Annotated in this window: 19 protein-coding genes; 3 read left to right on the plus strand and 16 right to left on the minus strand. The window is 26.2% G+C overall.

From position 1 onward, the window contains the following. Positions 1–38: 38 nt before the first annotated feature. From ACYUEX_RS08270 to lexA, 5 genes are all read right to left on the minus strand, one after another. The gene (locus tag ACYUEX_RS08270) at positions 39–419 is read right to left on the minus strand and encodes a hypothetical protein (RefSeq protein WP_460287530.1); all 381 of its coding nucleotides are present in this window, start codon (positions 417–419) and stop codon (positions 39–41) included. Between the two features lie 77 nt (positions 420–496). Continuing rightward, the gene (locus ACYUEX_RS08275; RefSeq protein ID WP_460287531.1) at positions 497–1,108 is read right to left on the minus strand and encodes a DNA-3-methyladenine glycosylase; all 612 of its coding nucleotides are present in this window, start codon (positions 1,106–1,108) and stop codon (positions 497–499) included. Positions 1,109–1,246: 138 nt separating this feature from the next. Continuing rightward, the gene (locus ACYUEX_RS08280) at positions 1,247–1,954 is read right to left on the minus strand and encodes a DUF3784 domain-containing protein (protein WP_460287532.1); all 708 of its coding nucleotides are present in this window, start codon (positions 1,952–1,954) and stop codon (positions 1,247–1,249) included. A 105-nt stretch (positions 1,955–2,059) separates the two neighbouring features. Beyond that, a complete protein-coding gene (locus ACYUEX_RS08285) occupies positions 2,060–2,266 on the minus strand; it encodes a hypothetical protein (protein WP_460287533.1) in 207 nt (68 codons plus the stop codon). Positions 2,267–2,659: 393 nt separating this feature from the next. Next, positions 2,660–4,090: a transcriptional repressor LexA gene (lexA, locus tag ACYUEX_RS08290; RefSeq protein WP_460287534.1), complete on the minus strand. Its 1,431-nt coding sequence runs from the start codon at positions 4,088–4,090 to the stop codon at positions 2,660–2,662. A gap of 191 nt (positions 4,091–4,281) precedes the next feature. Between lexA and ACYUEX_RS08295 the strand changes: the two genes are divergently transcribed. After that, the gene (locus ACYUEX_RS08295; protein WP_460287535.1) at positions 4,282–5,895 is read left to right on the plus strand and encodes a putative ABC exporter domain-containing protein; all 1,614 of its coding nucleotides are present in this window, start codon (positions 4,282–4,284) and stop codon (positions 5,893–5,895) included. Positions 5,896–5,910: 15 nt separating this feature from the next. Beyond that, the gene (locus tag ACYUEX_RS08300) at positions 5,911–6,621 is read left to right on the plus strand and encodes an ABC transporter ATP-binding protein (protein ID WP_460287536.1); all 711 of its coding nucleotides are present in this window, start codon (positions 5,911–5,913) and stop codon (positions 6,619–6,621) included. 29 nt (positions 6,622–6,650) lie between these two features. On the opposite strand, the gene ACYUEX_RS08305 is transcribed toward ACYUEX_RS08300, so the two are convergent. The 4 genes from ACYUEX_RS08305 to htpG form a co-directional block, all read right to left on the minus strand. Beyond that, the gene (locus tag ACYUEX_RS08305) at positions 6,651–7,454 is read right to left on the minus strand and encodes an endonuclease/exonuclease/phosphatase family protein (RefSeq protein ID WP_460287537.1); all 804 of its coding nucleotides are present in this window, start codon (positions 7,452–7,454) and stop codon (positions 6,651–6,653) included. A 27-nt stretch (positions 7,455–7,481) separates the two neighbouring features. Further along, a complete protein-coding gene (locus ACYUEX_RS08310) occupies positions 7,482–8,000 on the minus strand; it encodes a TIGR04002 family protein (protein ID WP_460287539.1) in 519 nt (172 codons plus the stop codon). Further along, positions 7,984–8,826, minus strand: coding sequence for a pyridoxamine kinase (locus tag ACYUEX_RS08315; protein ID WP_460287540.1), 843 nt, complete (start codon positions 8,824–8,826; stop codon positions 7,984–7,986). Before ACYUEX_RS08315 ends, ACYUEX_RS08310 begins: the two co-directional genes overlap by 17 nt. A gap of 183 nt (positions 8,827–9,009) precedes the next feature. Then, positions 9,010–10,866, minus strand: coding sequence for a molecular chaperone HtpG (gene htpG / locus ACYUEX_RS08320; RefSeq protein ID WP_460287541.1), 1,857 nt, complete (start codon positions 10,864–10,866; stop codon positions 9,010–9,012). 297 nt (positions 10,867–11,163) lie between these two features. Between htpG and ACYUEX_RS08325 the strand changes: the two genes are divergently transcribed. Beyond that, positions 11,164–11,451, plus strand: a complete 288-nt coding sequence (locus tag ACYUEX_RS08325; RefSeq protein ID WP_460287543.1) for a hypothetical protein — start codon at positions 11,164–11,166, stop codon at positions 11,449–11,451. A 94-nt stretch (positions 11,452–11,545) separates the two neighbouring features. Here ACYUEX_RS08325 and ACYUEX_RS08330 read toward each other — a convergent pair whose 3' ends face one another. The 7 genes from ACYUEX_RS08330 to ACYUEX_RS08360 all read right to left on the minus strand — a co-directional run bounded on the left by ACYUEX_RS08330 (position 11,546) and on the right by ACYUEX_RS08360 (position 20,144). Next, complete coding sequence (locus ACYUEX_RS08330) at positions 11,546–13,480, minus strand: [FeFe] hydrogenase, group A (RefSeq protein ID WP_460287544.1); 1,935 nt, start codon at positions 13,478–13,480, stop codon at positions 11,546–11,548. Between the two features lie 116 nt (positions 13,481–13,596). After that, positions 13,597–15,018, minus strand: a complete 1,422-nt coding sequence (locus ACYUEX_RS08335) for an aminotransferase class I/II-fold pyridoxal phosphate-dependent enzyme (RefSeq protein ID WP_460287546.1) — start codon at positions 15,016–15,018, stop codon at positions 13,597–13,599. Positions 15,019–15,045: 27 nt separating this feature from the next. Next, positions 15,046–16,260, minus strand: a complete 1,215-nt coding sequence (locus ACYUEX_RS08340) for a M16 family metallopeptidase (protein WP_460287548.1) — start codon at positions 16,258–16,260, stop codon at positions 15,046–15,048. 87 nt (positions 16,261–16,347) lie between these two features. Next, on the minus strand, positions 16,348–17,703 hold the full coding sequence (gene scfB / locus ACYUEX_RS08345; RefSeq protein ID WP_460287550.1) for a thioether cross-link-forming SCIFF peptide maturase: 1,356 nt from the start codon (positions 17,701–17,703) through the stop codon (positions 16,348–16,350). 72 nt (positions 17,704–17,775) lie between these two features. Next, positions 17,776–17,913: a six-cysteine ranthipeptide SCIFF gene (gene scfA / locus ACYUEX_RS08350; protein ID WP_016208429.1), complete on the minus strand. Its 138-nt coding sequence runs from the start codon at positions 17,911–17,913 to the stop codon at positions 17,776–17,778. Between the two features lie 72 nt (positions 17,914–17,985). After that, positions 17,986–19,023: a galactose ABC transporter substrate-binding protein gene (locus ACYUEX_RS08355; RefSeq protein WP_460287552.1), complete on the minus strand. Its 1,038-nt coding sequence runs from the start codon at positions 19,021–19,023 to the stop codon at positions 17,986–17,988. An 86-nt stretch (positions 19,024–19,109) separates the two neighbouring features. Continuing rightward, positions 19,110–20,144 (minus strand): galactose ABC transporter substrate-binding protein, encoded by a 1,035-nt coding sequence (locus tag ACYUEX_RS08360; RefSeq protein WP_460287554.1) that lies wholly within the window; start codon positions 20,142–20,144, stop codon positions 19,110–19,112. Between the last annotated feature and the right edge of the window lie 96 nt (positions 20,145–20,240).

Consider the following 20,240-nt stretch of genomic DNA (forward strand, 5'->3'; position numbering starts at 1 on the left):
TCCTCCATTTATATTATAAAGCCATTTAATAAAAATTTCTATTTATTCTTAGTAATAAATATTCTTTTAACAACTGTCTGAGGTGGCATAGACTTAGTCATTGCTTCACTTACTCTCATATAAACTAAATCTCCTTTTTCAATAACTATATCTTCTTTTTTATCATTAGAAGAGTTCATAACTTTTGTATCCTCATTAATTATTCCAACAACTGTTATTTTATTTACTTCTTTACTCTTAATATATCCTTCTACAGTAATTCTTATAGACTTTCCATCTGTATCCTTTTGAACCTCTAATACTTCACCTATAACAACTGGACTTTTAGGTGTCATACCTTTTTCTGGCTTAGCACCAACTAAAACTCCTGTAAATATTATTATTGAACAAACTACTAGTAAAAATTTTTTAAACTTCATAAAAGTTTCCTCCTTACATTATAATCACTAATAGTTTTGTCCTATTTCTTATAAATATTCATATCCAAACTTTAGAATTATTTTATAGAAACATATGGGTTATCTTTAATATAAAATCGCCAAAGAAAATCTCGTGCTTCTTCTGAATAATCTATTCCAACCCTTTTTGTTTCTACTATATCAAAATTTTTATAATTATTATATTCTAAATATAAATCTTTCTTCAAGTATAATTTCTTACAATTATCATCTTTAGTAATATTTAAAGCTATACATAATTTAGATGGTCCATTAGTTAAATTTCTTTTTTGAACTCTTGTTAATTCTTCATAATTTTTATTAAACCTAATCTTTGATATATAATCTAAATTATCAATTGGCTCTACAGCTCTTATTAGTACAGCTTCTGGCTCTTCTTGTATGTTAGTTACAATATTAAAACAATGATATAATCCATAAATAAAATAAACATAAGATGTTCCACCTTCTTCATAAAGTGGTTTTGTTCTCTCTGTTCTTTTATAATTATATGCATGACAAGCCTTATCTATAGCACCTATGTAAGCTTCAGTTTCTACTATTTTAGACTTTATCTTTATTCCATTTACTTCCCTAATTAAATATTCTCCTAAAAGATTTTTCGCTACTTCAATAGCTCCCTTATTATAAAATTCTTTTTCTATAATCATCTACTTATCTCCATATTAAAATTCTATAAGATTATTATCTATTATATCATTATATTTATTCTAAGAACCCTTAATTTTTATTTTTATAATTTTACCCTAAAAAAGACAAAAGAGCCCATAAAAGCTCTTTTGTCCTTGCTATTTTAAATTATTAAATGAATCTTTAGTTAAATTTATATTTTTATAATTTATATATATGTCATAATTTATTGTAGATACTTTTATATAAGGGCCATTCCTACTTTGAAGATAGAGCTTTACCCTTTCACCATTTTCCAAGGTAAAATCTCCTTTCTTTACGGCACCACCAGAGCTATATCCATTATTTTTTATATGAATTTTAGGTATATCTTCTACAAGCTCTATTGATTCTATGTCTTCTCTTTTTATAGTAGTTCCATAACTTCCATCTATAATTATAACTTCTTCTTTAACTATAATATCATTTGGTTCATTTCCAAATGAAAATGTAATAATTAAAACTGAAAATACTATAACACCTATAACTACCATTACAATTATTTCTGCTTTACTTTTTTTATTATGATCAAACTTTTGAATATATATTAAATATCCAAATACAATAAATAAAAAAATAAAAATAAATGGTATCATGGAAATCTTGAAATATTCTGAACTTATAACTCCTAAAAATAATACTATTGCTATAAGATACAACATTCTTGCCATATGCTTTGCAACTTGTTCAATGTCTATTTTTGCCTTTTTCTCTTTAGATTCCATATTATAACCAGATATTAGCCAATAACATTTATACTTACTAATTGCTAATCCAATTATTATAAAAATTATGCATATAACTGAAATCATTATTACTGGTCCCATATAGCACCTCTATATTAGATATCACTATAAAAGTTATAACTTTTACTTTATATGGTTAATTATAACATTTTTAATCATATTGTCAATGTTGTTATTGGATATATTTTACCATTCTATTGTCAAAACATTTACCTCATCCTTAATTAATGAAACTTTGTATCCTTCAATAACTAACCAAGATAATAACTCTTTTTGTATTTCTTCATCACTACACATAAGTATAGCCGATATCTTATTTATATTAGATTCCTTTGCATAGTTAATATTATCTAATATCTTTCTTTTTTGATCATTTATTATTTTCAAACTCATCTTAAATACTCCTATTTTTTAATATTATTTAATTGATTTTACTAATATAATATTTATTCATCATAATTTATTATTATGTTAATTATTTTTATTTTATAGGAAATATTTATACAAATCATTACTACATGTATAATTTTATAAAAAGAGATACTTATAAAAGAACAGGTTGTTCACTTTATTTATATGATTTAAATATGCTTATAGATACTCCTGAAGACATAAACTATCAATTAAATAGATGAAGTTATAGAAATAAAAAATAAGTATAATATAAAAAAATCCTCATAACTTACTTAGAGGAAATTTGGTAAAAGCTTTAATGATTATTTAAAACTTAAAGAAACACTAAAAGAATATAATATAGATTTTGCATATTACAAAACAGGAGATAAGCTAAAGGCTTATCTCCTGTTTTATAACTCCTATTGCAACCCCTAAAATACTAATATCTTTCCCCTCTATTTCAATAGGTGCATACATAGAGTTTGCAGGCATTAACATAGGTATTTCTTTATTTAAATTTAAAGTTTTTAGCGTAGCTTCTCCGTCTAAACTGGCTGCAACTATATCATTATGATTTGCAGTTTCTTGCTTTTTAACTACCACTAAATCACCATCACATATATTTTTTTCTACCATTGAATCACCTTTTACTCTTAATATAAAGGTATCCTTACCTCTTTCAAGCCATTGCCTTGGTATATAGAAACTTCCCTCAATATTATCATTCATTTCAATAGGTGTTCCAGCTGCTATATTATTAAACATAGGAATATCTTGTAATTCATCTTCATCATAAAAGCTTTTCTCATCTATAAAAATTTCTTTTTGCGGAGCTGCTGTATCTATATTAAAATTTACTATAGATTTATTTTTAAGGTTAATATATTTATAATTTTCTATTGTATTAAGCTCTATTTTCTTTTTATCTTCATACCTTGTTTTAAAATTAAAGCTTCTCCCCTTGAAATCTATTCCTAATGTATTTAATTTTCTTCCTTTTATAATCCAAGAATTTTCTTTATTATGTAACTCACTATTTACTATAAATATAAATGATGAATGTGCTTTATTTTTATAAATACTTCTTACAAAGTCTATTTCTCCTTTTGTTAGAACTTCACTATCATCTAAAATTATATGACTGTATACCCCTCCATGAATCTTAATATAAGAGACAGCAAATAAAGTATGATCATACTCGTCCATAATACCTTCATTTATTAATTTTTCATTATATAAATCTTTAATTGAATATAAAGCATTTCTTGTATATGAATTTTTCTTTATCCTACCTGCTCTACCTTTTCTATCTACATCATTATAATACTCTCTCGAAAAATTAGATGCTTTAATCCAAAGTATTTCATCCATTATAAATTTATTTGAAGCTTTAGAAATAAATTTAGATTTTTTAGAAAATATATCAATACTATTTTTTAATGTTCTTAATAACTCCATTGATTTATCTTTATTTATTACTTTTAATGCTAGTCCTTTTTCTCTTCTATAAGCTTTAGAATATGTATTTATAAGTTCTTCTATAGTTAAAATACTTACTCTTTCCTTTTCTAAAGAAAATAGTGAGTAAAAATAATTTTCATTACTTTCTTTTTTATAAAGATTTATAGCTTTTGATGTTTTATTATAATCTGAAGTTATAAATAATATTTTATCCTCTTCATAAATACAGTAATTATTCTCTAAGTTTATTGCTTTATATATTGAAGCTGTGCTTTTTCCTGTTCCTTCTTTACCTTTTAAAAGCTGATATCCTGAAGTTCTTTGATTTATAAATCTATTTTGAACCTTTGAAAGTTCCATTAAATTTCACCACCTTAGCTTTCTATCTTATGTATTCTTTATTTTATAATATATTCTGGTGCAATTTATGTCAAACAGCAGAGATTAAAATCCTTATTATTAATTTTTTATAATTTGTACATACATAGATTAATTGTATTAATCTATGCTTTTTGGTATAATATAGCAGATTAATATTGGAGGTATTTTAAATGAAAGACTTAGGAGTTTTAATTTATTTAGACTTTTTAAAAATAAAAAATTTCTTTTTACAAATTTTTTATAACCCATTGTTATTTTTGAAAAAGCTTTTTTCAATAATCATTTTCTTTGGAATTTGTTTTTCATCTCTTATAATTTCAGCCTTTAAAAACAATTCTAAAATATCTATAAGTGCTGAAATGCAACAAATTTCTCTAGGTGCAATAGCACTAATAGCTCTTATAACAATGTTATTTGTTATAGCTTATTATCTTAATGATTACTCTCCAAGTAATTTTTCTGTTTCAGATATAAGCTATCTTTTTCCTTCACCGATAAATAATAGATTAATATTATTTTACTCAATGGTTAGAAGTGCTATAAAAGGCGTAGCTAGTTTCTTTTTAACTTTTCTATTTATTATTTTAATGCTTTTAGCTAGTACCAACTTATCATTAATAGGATTGTTACCTATAGCCTTAGGTTTCTTTTTTATATTTTTATTTTTTATTTCTTTATCATATTTACTTTTTGCAATAAAAGTTAAGACAGGCTCCGTTAAAAAATTAAAAATAATATCTTATATAATACAAGGTATTGCAGGTATTATTATTTTATATTTTTTATATAAATTCTGGACATTGGATTTTGATATTAAAGCCTTATTATTATATATTTCTAATAGCTTATTAAATAAAATACCTATAGTATATTCTGTTGTAAACTTTATTTCATTGCTTCTTACAGAAACAATAAAACCACCATTTTTAGATATATTTTATTTATTTGTTTTAATAGTATTTAATTGCTCTTTATTTACTTTTCTCAATGTAGACTATTATGAAGAAATTGCTGAAAAAGTTTCTACACAAAATGAAAAAATTAAACAATTAAAAAGCAACAAAAAAGATGTTCATTCTCAAATAGAAAAAGAGATTAAACATGTTAATTTAAAAGGAAATTCCAAAGAAAGATGGGGTGTATTATCACTTTACTGGAAAGCATCTGTAATTAGAAAAAGAAAACAAAGACCTATAAAGAAATATTTATTATTTCTTTTAAATATAGCTATTGGTATTGCTGGTGGATACTTTACACTAAATGGAAAGCAACTTCTTGCACTTACAACTATATCAGTTGGTACTTCTTATATTGTATTAGTCTCTTCTAGTTTTTCTGAACTTTCAAGAGAATTAAAAAATGTATATATATACCTTATTCCTGGTAAGCCAATATTTAAAATTCTATCATCAATTTTAGATGAACTTTTAGTTTTACTTATAAGAGTTAGCTTGATGCTCATACCTGCTATTATATTAGATACTAAATTTTTGATTTTAGGTATTGGAATTTATATTATTACCTTGGCTTTATGCCTAGTTGTGAAACTATTTAATTTAATAATTATACTCCTTACACCAAAGGATTCTGAATCTGGAACTGGTATGCTTGCAACTATTGTATTAATGGTACTTATAATGATTCCATTTGCCGCTGCTTTTGCAGCTTATGGTATAACTAATAACCCATATATAACATTTGGTGTTTTATCAGTTGTTATAGGAATTTATATCTCATTACTTATGATTTTATGTAATAAGATTTTTGATTATATAGAATATTAATTCAGGAGGATACTTATGTTAGAAGTTAAAAATTTATCTAAATCCTTTAAAAAAAATAAAGCAATAGATAATATATCTTTTTCATTAAATACTGGAGAAATTGCTATCTTATGTGGCCCAAATGGCGCAGGAAAAACTACAACCCTTAAATGTATTCTTTCCTTATTAAGAAAGGATTCTGGTGATATATTAATAGATGGAAAGTCTACTAAAGACAGAAATATTCGTGAGACCTTAGCTTATATTCCTGAAACACCCGACCTTTATAACCTACTAACAGTATGGGAGCATTTTAAATTTATAGCTTTAGCCTATAATATAAAAGATTGGACAAGTAAAGCTGAAGATTTAATGTCTGTTTTCAATTTATCAAATAAAAAAGATGCTCTAGCAAAAGACTTATCAAAGGGTATGAAACAGAAGGTTTCTATTATAATGGCATTAATTCATAATCCCAATATACTATTAATAGATGAACCTTTTGTTGGACTAGATCCTAATGGTATAAAAGAATTTAGAGAAATGCTTGCTAAAATAAAAGAATTAGGTAAAACAATATTAGTAAGTACTCATATACTAGCTTCAATGGAAGAAATAAGTGATACTATGATTTTAATGAAAGATGGAAAAATAGTGGATTCTGGAACTAAAGAATACTTAAAAGAAAAATATGAAGAAGAAGGTAATATAGAAAACCTATTCTTCAAAATTATTGATAATGCTTAATTAAAATATAAAATGGATAATACTTAGCTTTAAGTATTATCCATTTTATATTTATCATGAACTATATCTAATGTTGCTACCATAGGATAATGATCTGAAGGATATTTTCCTTTATTATTATAATCTAAAATTTCTGTATCAATTATATTAAATTCCTCTGTTACAAATATATAGTCTATATGAACACCATTTTTATTCCCCTTAAATTTACTCATGGTTGTCATATTATAGATTTCTTTTTTATGTTCTTGAACTGCAATAAACTTTCTTTTATTATATTTCCCTTCTGAAAAATTCTTTATAGCTTTGCTATTAGGGCTTGCATTGAAATCTCCCATTAAAATTGCTGGATAATTATCTCTTTCATACTGCTTTTCCATATACTCACCTATTTTTTTCAATCCATACTCTCTAGCTTTTGAAAGAAAACAATCTAAATGAGTATTGTACACTCTAAGTATATTGCCATTATCTAGTTTTATTAATGCCGTAGTGCATATTCTTGGATAAACAGAATACCAAATAGAGCTTCCTATTTTATCTGGGTTTTCAGAAAGCCAAAAAGTATTATGCTCTAATATCTCATGTTTTTTAGATACTAATATATCATTTCTCTCAATAAAGTATTTTGCACTTCTAGGACTTCCAACTATATTATATCCTCTTACTTCCTTAGATATATCCTTAAACATTCTATTATTTAACTCTTGTACACCTATTATATCCCATTCATTATTATTAAGAATATCATATACAACTTCTTTTCTTTTGTTCCATCTATTATTTATATCTAATAAAAAATCTGTTCTTAAGTTAAAGGTCATAACCTTCATACTTCTACCTCACGTATTTTAATTAAGTTACTTTTCTTCTATAGTTAATCTTTCTCTAATTTTTATTTTATCTAAAGAGTAACTAGCAACTAAGAATATTATACCACTTCCTATTGGTTGTATTATGTCTATAAAGAAAGTTGTAAGTGGAGCTATAAAATTTCCTGACATAACCGCTCCTGCTAAATAGTATCCAAACCATCCTACTATTCCTGCAATAAAAACTGCTGATACATTTCTCTTATATAATATATTCTCTGTTTTAGAAGTAAAAAACATAACCATTAATGGCTTAATTATTATTGTTGGTATTACCCAAACCATTCCTCCAGATAATATATCTGCAAGTCCTCCTCCTATTCCAGCTGCTAACATTGCATACGGAGTTGGTAATACTACTGCAGCTAAATATATAAATGCATCTCCAAGATGGATATATCCTCCATTAAAGCCTGTAGGAATATGAAATAATGCTGTTGTTACACAGATAAAAGCCGCAAATAAAGCTGTTAATACTAGATTTTTAGTTTTAATATTTGTTTTCATTTATTAAAATCAACTCCTTTAAAAATAGTTCAAATATAATTCCTTCTTTAGGGTTAGTCTTAAATTTAGTAGTATATTGAATTGCATTATATATAAATTCAGTAGCCTTTTCTATAGAAAACTTAAAGTCATGATTATTTAATAATAATCCAATAACTACTGAAGTAAAAATATCTCCTGTACCACTATAAGATTCATTATTAAACTCTGATTTAACTATAAAAAATTCATTATTTGATTTGTTATATGCAAAATTATAAATACTATTCTCTTTTATAATTCCTGTAATAATTACTTTGCTTGGACCTAGTTTACTTATATCCTTAGCAATATTTAATATACTCTCCTCACTCATGTTGTACTTATTATATTGATTTCCAGTTAATATACACGCCTCTGTAAGATTAGGTGTAGCAATATCTGCTATAGATAGTAACTCCTTCATTTTGTTACACATATTTTCTGTGTACGTATCGTATATTACTCCATTATCCCCCATAACAGGATCTATAACAATTAGTGATTCTTTATGCTCTCTTGCAAAATCTAAAACTATATTTATTTGCTCCTCCGAACCTAAAAAACCACTATATATACAATCAAAGTTTAAATTCAAAAGATTCCAAGCCTTTTTATAGCTTTCCATTTCACTCGTTATATCTAAAAAAGTAAAATTATCAAACTCTGTTTGAGAAGAAAGAATGGCTGTTGGAAAAGGGCAACACTGTACCCCTAGTGCCGATAATATAGGTATTGCTGCTGTTAAAGAACATCTTCCTATTCCTGATAAATCATTTATTGTTGCTACTTTTTTTATTTCCTTCATAAGTGCACCTACTTTTGTTTTAACTATTTATTTTATAATAATCCAACAAATTTATTTTGTCTATTGTATGGATACAATGCTAATTAACAATAGACAATTTATAATAAAAGCATAAAACTTAGTTTTTATATTTAATATAATAAAAAGTAGTTAAACTTTTTAAAAGCTTAACTACTTTTTAAACTAAAGATTCATTAATTTACTTAATAATTCATTGCTTCTATTAATAAACTCATCCATTTCTTCAGCACTTAGTTCTTTATTTGATATCAATGCTAAATCTAAAACATACTTACATATTAAAAGCATATCATCCTTTTTAGCTTCATAATCTGCTGAAGCTAATTTTTTAATTATTGAATTATTATTATTTACTACTAAAGTTTTTTCTTCCATAAACATATTTGGCATTTCCATTCCACCAAACATCTTGCTCATTTCAGCCATTCTTCTTGATTGTTCTGATACTAATATCATGGCAGGAGTTCCAGAATTTTTTAAATTTTCAACTTTAATAGTATTTACTTTATTTGAAACAGCTTCTTTAAATAATTCTTCTATTTTAGAATTTATTTCTTTTAGGTTTTCTTCATCTTCTTTATTTTTTAATGTTTCTGATATATCAGAGTCTATTCTTGTAAAAGTTACTCCAATTTCTTTTGTTTCTAAGAAGCTTATAAAGTGATTATCTATTGAACAATCTAAAATCAATGCATCTAAATCTGCTTTTTTAAACATTTTTATATACTGAGATTGTTGCTTTTCATCTGTTACATAAAAAACTTTATTTTCATGCTTATCTTTATTGTTTTCTAAGTATTCTTTTAATGTTATATACTCTCCATTTAATCTTCTAAAAATAATTATATCTTTAATTTTTTCATAGAAGCTTTCATCTCTTAAGCAACCATACTTAATGAAGATCTGAATATCTTTCCAGAAGTTATTAAAGTTTTCTCTTTCATTTTTATATAGTCCAACTAATTTGTCTGCTACCTTTTTAACTATATGCTTAGATATCTTTATAACATCCTTATCTTTTTGAAGAAAACTTCTTGATACGTTTAAAGGCAAATCTGGACAATCAATTGCTCCCTTTAATAATAATAAGAAATCTGGAATAACTTCTTTTATATTATCAGCAACAAACACTTGATTATTATAAAGTTTTACTTGCCCTTCTGTGGCTTCTAGCTCATGCTTTAACTTAGGAAAATATAGTATCCCTTTTAAATTAAATGGATAATCTACATTTAAATGAATCCAAAATAAAGGATCATTAAAATCTAAAAATACCTTTTTATAAAAATCCTTATATTCTTCATCAGTACAATCCTTTGGAGATTTCATCCATAATGGATTTGTATCATTTAATGGTTTCTTTTCTTCTTTCTCTTCTTTGCCATCTTCTTCTAAATAAATCTCAGTTGGTAAGAATGAACAATATTTATTGATTATCTCTCTAACAGTACTAATTTCTAAAAATTCAGTACTATCATCATCTATAAATAATGTTATTGTAGTACCTCTTTCTTTTCTATTTTCTGATGGAAAAATTTCATATTCAGTTCCTCCATCACAAACCCAAGCTACAGCTTCTGATCCTTCAACATAGGATAAAGTATCTATTTGAACCTTTTTTGAAACCATAAAAGCAGAATAAAATCCAAGTCCAAAATGACCTATTATATCTTTCCCTTCATCCATTTTGTCTTTGTATTTTTCAATAAAATCTTCTGCTCCTGAAAAGGCAACTTGATTTATGTACTTTTCAACTTCCTCTTCAGTCATACCAATCCCATTATCAATGAATTTAAGGGTTTTATTTTCTTTATCTACAGAAACTAAAACTTTATATTTTTCATTTTCATCTTCTTTTGCTTCTCCTAAAGAAACTAGCCTCTTATGTTTGCTTATAGCATCACATCCATTACTTATAAGCTCTCTTATAAAGATATCTTTGTCTGAATATAACCACTTTTTAATTATTGGAAAAATATTTTCAGTGTGTATTGAAATATTACCTCTGTTCTTATCCATAAGTTATCCCTCCTCTTTCTTAAATATTTTATTTAAAATAAATTTTTATGTCAATATTTACTAAAGTCCATTTTCCTTATAAAATCATTTTCTATAATAATTTTTTTAATAAGCTTTTATATTATTAAATTTAACTTTATATTGCTTTAATTTTCTACATTATTTGTATTTATCACCTCTTGTAATCAATTACAAAAAGACTTACAATATTTTATAAGTATATTGTGAAATAATTCTTAAAACTCATATAATATTTATATAATAATTTATTTATTAATTTGTAAAGAAGGGATTATTGTGAAAAATCTTATCCTAAATACTGTATCTTGGCTTCTAGTTATATCTTTATTATCTTTATATCTAAATGAAAAAATGAAATTTCCTTTATTCATCTATGTATTTACATTAAGTATATTTCTTATAGCATTAGGACTCTTAGTATTTATTAAAGCAATTATACAAAATAATAACTTTAAAAATATTAAAGAATCTAGAAAAATTACTATTTCAAGAAAAGTAAAAACTAACATAATATCAATTTCTTTAGCTGGAGTAATTTCATTATTCACTAGCATTTTAATGTAAAGCTAAAATTCATAAAAGGTAGATATATAGTTATTTAATATATCTACCTTTAGTTTTTATTATTATATTTAGCTCTTATTACTATATTTAATTTTTACCTTTTTAATTTAGGAAAATATTTAGTATGTATTAACTCATGAGCTTTTGCACTTAAAGGATGATCTAGGTATTTTTCATAAATCATAAGGACAGATTCATTTTCATGAGACCTTCTTATTTTAAGAGAACTATCTATCTTGTTTAATCCTTCTCCTCTTTTAATTATAGTCTCTTGTCTTTTTTTAGGTTTTGGTTGACCACCTCCACCTATACATCCACCATTGCAAGCCATTATTTCAATTGCATGGTAAAACTCTTCTCCCTCTCTTATTTTATCAAGCATTTTTCCTGCTTCTTTAAGTCCATGAGCTACACCTATTTTAAGACTTATATCTCCTACATTTAATTCACAGGACCTAAATCCTTCCCATCCTCTTAAGGAAGTGAATTCTATGTTATCTATTCTCTTGCCTGTTATACTTTCTAAAGCTGTTCTTGTAGCTGCCTCTATTACTCCACCAGTTCTTCCAAAAATAACTCCAGCACCACTATACTCTGATAGAGGGTTATCAAATTCTTCACCTTGAAGATCACTTAAATCTATATTAGATTCCTTTAATATTTTTATAAGTTCCCTTGTAGTTATTACATAATCAGTATCATAGTTATCACCACGTGAGAACTCCTCTCTAGATGCTTCATACTTTTTAGCAACGCAAGGCATTATAGCTACAGAAGTAATCATGTCTCTCTTGAACCCTTTTTCTTTTGCCCAAATATCTTTTGCTATAGTTGCAAACATCTGCATAGGTGATTTAGCTGTAGAAGGTACATCTAGCATATCTGGATAATTTTGTTCTATAAACTTTACCCAAGCTGGACAACAAGAAGTTAATAAAGGTAGCTTAACAGAATCATCGCCATTAAAGTGTCTTTCTAAACGATTTTTAAGTTCTGCTGCTTCTTCCATTATAGTTAAATCAGCTGCCCATGTTGTGTCAAATACATAATCTACTCCTAATCTTTTAAGAGCTTCTACAAGTTTTTTCTCTAAATTTTCTCCTGGTTCAAAGCCAAAAGCTTCTCCTATTGTAACTCTAACTGCTGGTGCTATTTGAGTTATAACTATTCTTTTTGGAGTTGCTAAATCTCTTAAGAATTTAAATGTATTGTCTCCTTCAGTTATAGCACTAACAGGACATGCCAATATACATTGGCCACAATGTGTACATCTATTATTGTTAATTTCGTGTTGTTCTTTTATTCCACCTGAAATACAATCTACAGGACAAACTCTTGTACATGCATGGCATCCTATACATTTATCAGTTATTCTAAGCTTTGTAAGCTGTGGACATTCTCCAGCGTAGCACTTGTGCTCTTCTATATGCTCTTCTATTTCCTCATAAAAATTTTCTATTAATTCTAAAACTATATTTCTATTTTGATTTATAGTACTTTTTATTCCACTAGCTAGTTGTCTTAATAAGTATATATCTCTACTATTAGCTTTTCCTTTACTTATTCTATCTAGTATTCGCCAAATTCTTAAAATCTCATTTTTACATTCATTATATTCAATAAAAAGTGGATCTTCCATCTTACCTAAAAGATATTCTATGTAAAACTTTGAAAATTGTATTATGCAATCTTCTTCAGAAAGTATTATTATATTTCTATATACACTATCCTTAAATGAATTTAAATCGATTGGCAAACTTAATTGATTTATATTTATAAAATTGCTAAAAGGAAATCCTATTTGAGCACATTTAAAAGGCTTATTATTAATCATGCCACCTGCTAAGGATATTACTTCTTCAAGGCTCATCCCTTCTTCTACTTCTATTAGTCCTGGATTCTTTATTTTTCCTGAAATAGCTATTATGTTTTTCTTTTTTTCTGTAGTTTTCTTTAGTTCCTCTTCACCTAAGGTTGTAAAAACAGAACCAAAAGTACTTTGTAGTATCGTTTGCTTAGAATTTCCCATAGTACACCTCTCATTTATAATATTTTAAAATTCTATTCTTTACGTATATATAAATAATATTATATAAATATATTTAACTTAACAACCATATTTTATAAATTTCTTCAAATTTAGTCTTAATTCTCATTTATATCTACTGTTTTTACATTATTATCCACTATTCCAATTACAGTTAAATTGTTGCTTATATATTCATTTACTATATTTATAGCTTTTTCTGTAATTATTTCTCCAGGGCAAATTAAAGGTATTCCTGGTGGATATGGTATTATAGCTTCCTTAGCCACTTTTCCTAAAGCTTCTTCAATATTAATAATTATATCTTTTAAACTAAATACTTCATATGGCTCTAGCTTTTTAGCTGGTGATATACTTATGTAATTTGCATTTTGTTTATCTATCTTCAAAAGATTTAAATCTAACTTTTCTATAGCCAAGTATATTCTTTCTAAATCTTCTACTGTGTTTGATGGAGAAAGAATTAAAACTATCCCTCTAGAGAAACTCATCTCAGCTTGTATTTTATTATATCTTAAATAATCTAAAAGCTTATGCCCGCTATATCCATCTTTTAAAATCATTAAATATCTACTTTTATCAATTATATAACCTTTTTTCAAGTTATAATCACTTATTATTTCCACTTTGTTTAACAAATTTATTTTATTTTTCCAATTTTCTGCTACCTCTATAAGAGTACCATAATCCTCATCCCCGTAATTATCTAAATAATATCTTCCGTAATCTAAAGATGCCATTATCAAGTAAGAAGGGGAGGTTGTCATAAAGGCTCTTAGATAAAATTCTATATTACCTTCATCATTATTTACTAATAAATAAGCTCCTTGTGTTAAGCTTGGCAAAGTCTTATGTGCACTTAATACAACGTAGTCTCCAAGTTTAGCTAAGGACTTAGGTAAATTTTTATTCACTCCAAAATGAGCTCCATGGGCACTATCAATTATTACTTTTAATCCTTTTTCTTTTAGAGAATTGATAATTTTCTCTACATCATAAGATATTCCAAAATAATTTGGACTTGTAAGTATTATTCCCTTTGATTTAGTTGATTTTTTTAAAGCCTCATTTATTTCATCTTCTGTTGGAGGTAAAAATATTCCTAAATTATCATCAACTACAGCATCAATATAAACCACTTTAAGCTTTCTTAAAATAATCCCATTGTAAATTGATTTGTGACAATTCCTCTCTACTAATATTTCATCACCTTCTTTAAAAGCTGCAAATATTGAAGCTAAATTCCCAGCTGAACTTCCGTTTACAACAAAATATGCTTTTTTAACCTTATAAGTTTCTGCTAAAAGATTTTCTGATTCTCTTATAACACCCTCTGGACAATGCAAGTTATCCAATGGATCTACTTCAGTTATATCTAACTTTCCAAGGTTATACATAAATTCTTTTCCTAAATCGTCTCTTAAAAATGCTTTTCCACTTTTATTTCCTGGCATAGATAAAATTAAATTATTTTCTTTATAATATTTTAATAATTCTTCTAATAAGGGTGCTTTTCTCATCTATTTCTCCTCACTAATATCTTTAATTCAGCTACATACTATCTCTATAGTCTTTAACTTAAATACCTTTTTTACAACTTCATATATAAAATCTTTATCTATATTATCTATTTTATTAAATTCTTCTAGGTAAATATTTTCATCTCTAAACATAGTATTGTAAGTAGATAATTCCTTTGCTAGTATTATATTTTGTTCTTCCCTAAACAGCCTTTTAAGTTTCATTGTCTTTATAAATATAGCTAAGTCTTCTTTTGTTATTTCTTCTTTAAATCTATCTATATCTTTTATACACTCATCTATTAAATCTAATGATTTCTCTAAGTTCTCCTTAGAAGTACTAAAATTAATTTTATAAAGTTTTATATATTTTTCAAAAGCTATTTTAGTTAAAACATCATAAACAAGTCCATTCTTTGTCCTTAATCTATCATATAGCAACGAATCTACTCCTTCTCCAAAATACTCATTAAATATTCTTAATGCCTTAATTTCCTTATTGCTTAGCTCATCTATTGGAAATATAATCTCAACCTTACAGGTATTTGTTCCTTCTTTTAAGTCTTTATAAATAGTGGCATTGGGTTTCTCATAAATAATCTTTTTATCTGTATCACTATTCTTTCTTTTCCAATCTTGAAAATACTTTTCTATTACCTCTGTAACTTCATTAAAATCTAAGGAAGATACTACAGCTATAGAAGTTTTACTTGGCAAGTAATTGCTTTGATAAAAATCTTTTAAATCCTTTAAGGTTATATTTTTCAAACTTTCTTCTGTTCCTATTATTGGATACTTTATTCTTCTATCATTAAAACTATTAAAAAATAATTTATCTTCACAATATTGTTCAAGATCTTCATCCCATTCTTTCAACTCTTCTTTTATTACATCCATTTCTTCCTTAAAGCCTTTTAAAGATAATTTTGGTCTTAAAATTATATCTGAAAATATTTCTACTCCTTTTTCAAAGTCTTCCTTTAACATAGTTCCATAATAAATAACATATGGATAATTGGTCATTGCATTTTGGAATCCAAAAGTTTGACTTAAGGCTTTATTTATTTCCTCTTCACTTCTTTTATTTGTCCCCTTATAAATCATATGTTCTGTTGCGTGAGCTAAACCAAGTAACCCTTCTTCCTTACAAGCTCCTGCATCTATTGATATACAGATAGATGTTAACATTGATGTTGTTCTTTTATATATAACTTCTAAATTATTTATTAATTTATATTTCATAAGGTCCCCCTATAATTTTATTAATTATATAATAATATAAAAAGTTGGTATTTGAACATACTCAAATACCAACTTTTATATTTAAAATTATTCTGCCTTTAAAGCAATTGCACATTCAATTCTCTTCTTTTGCATTTTACAACCAACTTCATAAGGTATTTTCATATCTCCATTGAAGCTAAAATTATTTGCTTGGCATCCTCCACTACAATAGAATCTTGCCCAGCAATCTCTACATTTAGGCTTATTATATATATGAGCTTTTTTAAATTCTTTGCCAAGATCTTTGTTGTATGTATCATCATATATACTTCCAAGCTTAAATTCTTCTTTTCCTACAAATTGATGACATGGATATACATCTCCTTGTGGTGTTATTGCTACATACTCAAACCCTGCTCCACAACCTGAAATTCTCTTGTAAACACAAGGACCTCCATTAAGATCTACGTTAAAATGATAGAAATTATATTCTCCATTTTTTTCTCTTTTTCTTCTTGCCATATCTTCATATAGCTTATCATAATTCTTCATTATTTCTGGTAAATCTTCTTCTCTTAATGCAAGAGGATGTCCCTTTTCTAAAACAACTGGTTCAATAGAAACTTCATCAAAGCCTTCATTTACCATAGCCATTACATCTTCAAAGAAATCAGTATTTGCTCTTGTAAATGTTCCTCTAACATAATACATTTTACCAGGCGTTCTCTTTTTAATCATTTTCTTTATATTTGGAAGTATATCATCATAAGATCCACTTCCATCAACTTTTATTCTTACATTATCATTAACACATTTTCTACCATCTAATGAAAGTATGATATTTCCCATTTCTTTATCCATGAAATCCATCATTTCATCATTTAAAAGAGTAGCATTAGTAGTCATTGTAAATCTTATATTTTTCTTCCACTCTTTTTCATTTTCTCTAGCATACTGTATTATTTCTTTTACAGTATCCATAATCATAGTTGGTTCTCCACCAAATAAATCTATTTCTATATTCCTTCTTGGACCACTTCTTTTAACTACATATTCTATTGCTTTTTTAGCAGTTTCTATAGACATAACTCCCTTATGTCCATTATATTCCCCTTCATCTGCAAAGCAATACTTGCATCTTAAATTACATCCATGAATTATATTTAGACATACTGCCTTTATATAATCTCTATCATCCATTGATCCATGAGCTATATCTTCATATTTATCTTCTGAATATAATAACCCATCTTTTACAAGCTCCATTATTTCATCATAGGCTTCTATAATCGTATCTCTTTCATATTTGTTACATAAAAGCTTTAATGTTTCTTCTTTATTTTTCATTCCATCATCATGTACTAAATCATATACTAGCTCGTCTACTATATGAACTGCTCCTGTATTTACATCTAATACAAAATAATTGTCGCCTTGTTTAAATTTGTGTATTAAAGACATTTTCCATCCCTCCAAAAGCTTTGCTTCAACTAAAAAGTAAGCAGCAACTTAATTGTTGCCGCTTCTTGTTAATTAGTTTTCACACTCTAAGTTTGCAACTGTACATGAAGTTTTGCAAGCTGATTGACATGAGTTAGCACATTCTTTACAACCAGGTTTTACTAGGCTGTTTTTAATATTAGTCTTATTGATTGTCTTGATATGTTTCATGATTATACTCCCCCATTCTTCCAAAATACTCCACGATTATATCATAAAAATTTTACTTGTTAAAGATAAAATTTATAGATTTGGTGAATTTCTTATTATGTAACCCTTATATGGTATTCTAACGGCTACACCTGTTGAATCAAATTTATAATCTGTATCACTTAGTGGTTTCTTGTTTTGCGCTAAATTCATTCCTATTCTATAAAGAGCTTCAGCCATTCCCTCTGCATCTTGTATTACAGTTCCTGTCATAAGTCCATTTTCTATTAATTTTTTTGCTTCATCTATACCATCTATGCCTACAACTGGAATATATTTATTAGGATCTCCCATATTATATCCTTTTTCCTGAAGCGCCATAATAGCTCCTATTGCCATTTCATCATTATTAGAGATTATTAATTCTATGGTATCTCCATATCCCAAAAATAATGATTCTACTCTAATTCTTGCACACTCTTTATCCCAATTACAAAACTCTGATGCTAGTTCACTAGACTGAATCCCTTTTTGATTTATTGTTCTTATAACACATTCACTTCTATATTGTGCTTCTAAATCATTTTTTTCTCCCTGTAATAACACATATTGTATTTTATTATCTCCATTTCTATCTATTATATTTTTATTATTCCATTCTTTTACTATCATTTCTCCTTGTAAATTCCCTGATTCACAACCTTCTGTTCCTATATATAAAGATTTACCATAAGATTTAATACCATTTAATGATAATGGTTCCCCACTAAAAAGTATTATGGGTAGGTTATTTTCTTTTGCTTTATTTATTACAGTATCTGATTGATTTATATCTACAAGATTTACTAATATAAGATCTACTTTATTATTTATAGCCTCATCAACTTGCTTATTTTGTAGTTCTTGATTTGCTTTTCCATCATAAAATATAAAATCTACTATATCTTTATTATCATTTTCTATTTTTAGCAAAGCATCTCTTACTAAAGAAATAAAATAGTCCTCTTCTTTATATAGTAATACGCCTACTTTTATAGGGGCTTTATTACTAATAGCAGCATTTGTATTGATACTATATACTCCAACAATCATAAGTATAATAATGCTACTTAATAATACTATCTTCTTCATTTTCTCCTCCCTATATATCACATATAAATTTACTTTAATCATAAGTTAATTTATAATTAAAAATTATTAATATTACTATTTTTCATTTATGATTTTAATGAATTTTTTGTTATGTAATTACCATAAGGTATCATAACTCTTACTCCTGTTTCATCAAATTTATATTCTGTATCCTTTAATGGTTCTTTTCCTTGAACTAAATTCATTCCTATTGTATAAAGTGCTTTTGCCATTCCTTCAGAATCTTGTATAACTGTACCTGTCATAAAGCCATCTTTTATTAATTTTTTTGCTTCTTCTGTTCCATCTATACCTACCACTGCAATATGCTTTTTAGAACCTTCCTTATTATAGCCCATTTCTTGAAGAGCCATAATAGCTCCTATTGCCATTTCATCGTTATTAGAAATTATCAGTTCTATGGTATCTCCATATCTTGTAACTAATTCTTGCATTTTAATTTTTGCACATTCTTTTTCCCAATTGCAATATTCTGATGCAATTTCATTAGTTCTTATTCCACTGTCTTTAATAGTTTTTATAACGCAACGACTTCTAGCTTGTGCATCTAAATTATCTTTTTCTCCCTTTAATAAAACATAGTCTATAATATTACCAGAATTTTTATCTATTATATTTTTATTTTTCCATTCATCAATTATCATTTGTCCTTGTATATTTCCTGAGTCACAAGCATCTGTTCCTATATATAAAGATTTTCCATAAGATTTAATACAATCCATTGAAGAAGGTTCCCTATGAAAAAATATTATAGGTATATTATTTTCTTTTGCTTTATTTACTGGTAAACATGATTTTTTTACATCTACCAAATCTAATAATATAAGGTCTAACTTCTCGTTTATAACTTCATCTATTTGTTGATTTTGTAATTCTTGATTTCCTTTTCCATCATAAAATATAAAGTCTACCTTATCCTTATTTTCATTTTCTATTTTTAATAATTCATTTTTTAATGAAGAAATATAGTAATCATCCTCTCTGTATAATAATACTCCTATTTTTATAGGAGCTTTCTCTAGCTCTATAGCTCTAATTTTATTAGTACCTGTTATTAAAATTATTAAAATAATAATATTAAATATAAATAACTTTTTCATTTTTCCTCCATGTTAAATCTATGTCATCTTATAATAATTTTTCTTCAAAGTAATTTAAATCTTTAAATATAGTATAAATCATATATATCTATTTAA

The sequence above is a fragment of the Clostridium sp. CTA-7 genome (assembly GCF_054768095.1).

Bases quoted from the DNA above. Each gene is read 5' to 3' on its own strand.
- ACYUEX_RS08270 (WP_460287530.1), bottom strand. From the start codon at position 419: ATGAAGTTTAAAAAATTTTTACTAGTAGTTTGTTCAATAATAATATTT.
- ACYUEX_RS08275 (WP_460287531.1), bottom strand. From the start codon at position 1,108: ATGATTATAGAAAAAGAATTTTATAATAAGGGAGCTATTGAAGTAGCG.
- ACYUEX_RS08280 (WP_460287532.1), bottom strand. From the start codon at position 1,954: ATGGGACCAGTAATAATGATTTCAGTTATATGCATAATTTTTATAATA.
- ACYUEX_RS08285 (WP_460287533.1), bottom strand. From the start codon at position 2,266: ATGAGTTTGAAAATAATAAATGATCAAAAAAGAAAGATATTAGATAAT.
- lexA (WP_460287534.1), bottom strand. From the start codon at position 4,090: ATGGAACTTTCAAAGGTTCAAAATAGATTTATAAATCAAAGAACTTCA.
- ACYUEX_RS08295 (WP_460287535.1), top strand. From the start codon at position 4,282: ATGAAAGACTTAGGAGTTTTAATTTATTTAGACTTTTTAAAAATAAAA.
- ACYUEX_RS08300 (WP_460287536.1), top strand. From the start codon at position 5,911: ATGTTAGAAGTTAAAAATTTATCTAAATCCTTTAAAAAAAATAAAGCA.
- ACYUEX_RS08305 (WP_460287537.1), bottom strand. From the start codon at position 7,454: ATGAAGGTTATGACCTTTAACTTAAGAACAGATTTTTTATTAGATATA.
- ACYUEX_RS08310 (WP_460287539.1), bottom strand. From the start codon at position 8,000: ATGAAAACAAATATTAAAACTAAAAATCTAGTATTAACAGCTTTATTT.
- ACYUEX_RS08315 (WP_460287540.1), bottom strand. From the start codon at position 8,826: ATGAAGGAAATAAAAAAAGTAGCAACAATAAATGATTTATCAGGAATA.
- htpG (WP_460287541.1), bottom strand. From the start codon at position 10,866: ATGGATAAGAACAGAGGTAATATTTCAATACACACTGAAAATATTTTT.
- ACYUEX_RS08330 (WP_460287544.1), bottom strand. From the start codon at position 13,480: ATGGGAAATTCTAAGCAAACGATACTACAAAGTACTTTTGGTTCTGTT.
- ACYUEX_RS08335 (WP_460287546.1), bottom strand. From the start codon at position 15,018: ATGAGAAAAGCACCCTTATTAGAAGAATTATTAAAATATTATAAAGAA.
- ACYUEX_RS08340 (WP_460287548.1), bottom strand. From the start codon at position 16,260: ATGAAATATAAATTAATAAATAATTTAGAAGTTATATATAAAAGAACA.
- scfB (WP_460287550.1), bottom strand. From the start codon at position 17,703: ATGTCTTTAATACACAAATTTAAACAAGGCGACAATTATTTTGTATTA.
- scfA (WP_016208429.1), bottom strand. From the start codon at position 17,913: ATGAAACATATCAAGACAATCAATAAGACTAATATTAAAAACAGCCTA.
- ACYUEX_RS08355 (WP_460287552.1), bottom strand. From the start codon at position 19,023: ATGAAGAAGATAGTATTATTAAGTAGCATTATTATACTTATGATTGTT.
- ACYUEX_RS08360 (WP_460287554.1), bottom strand. From the start codon at position 20,144: ATGAAAAAGTTATTTATATTTAATATTATTATTTTAATAATTTTAATA.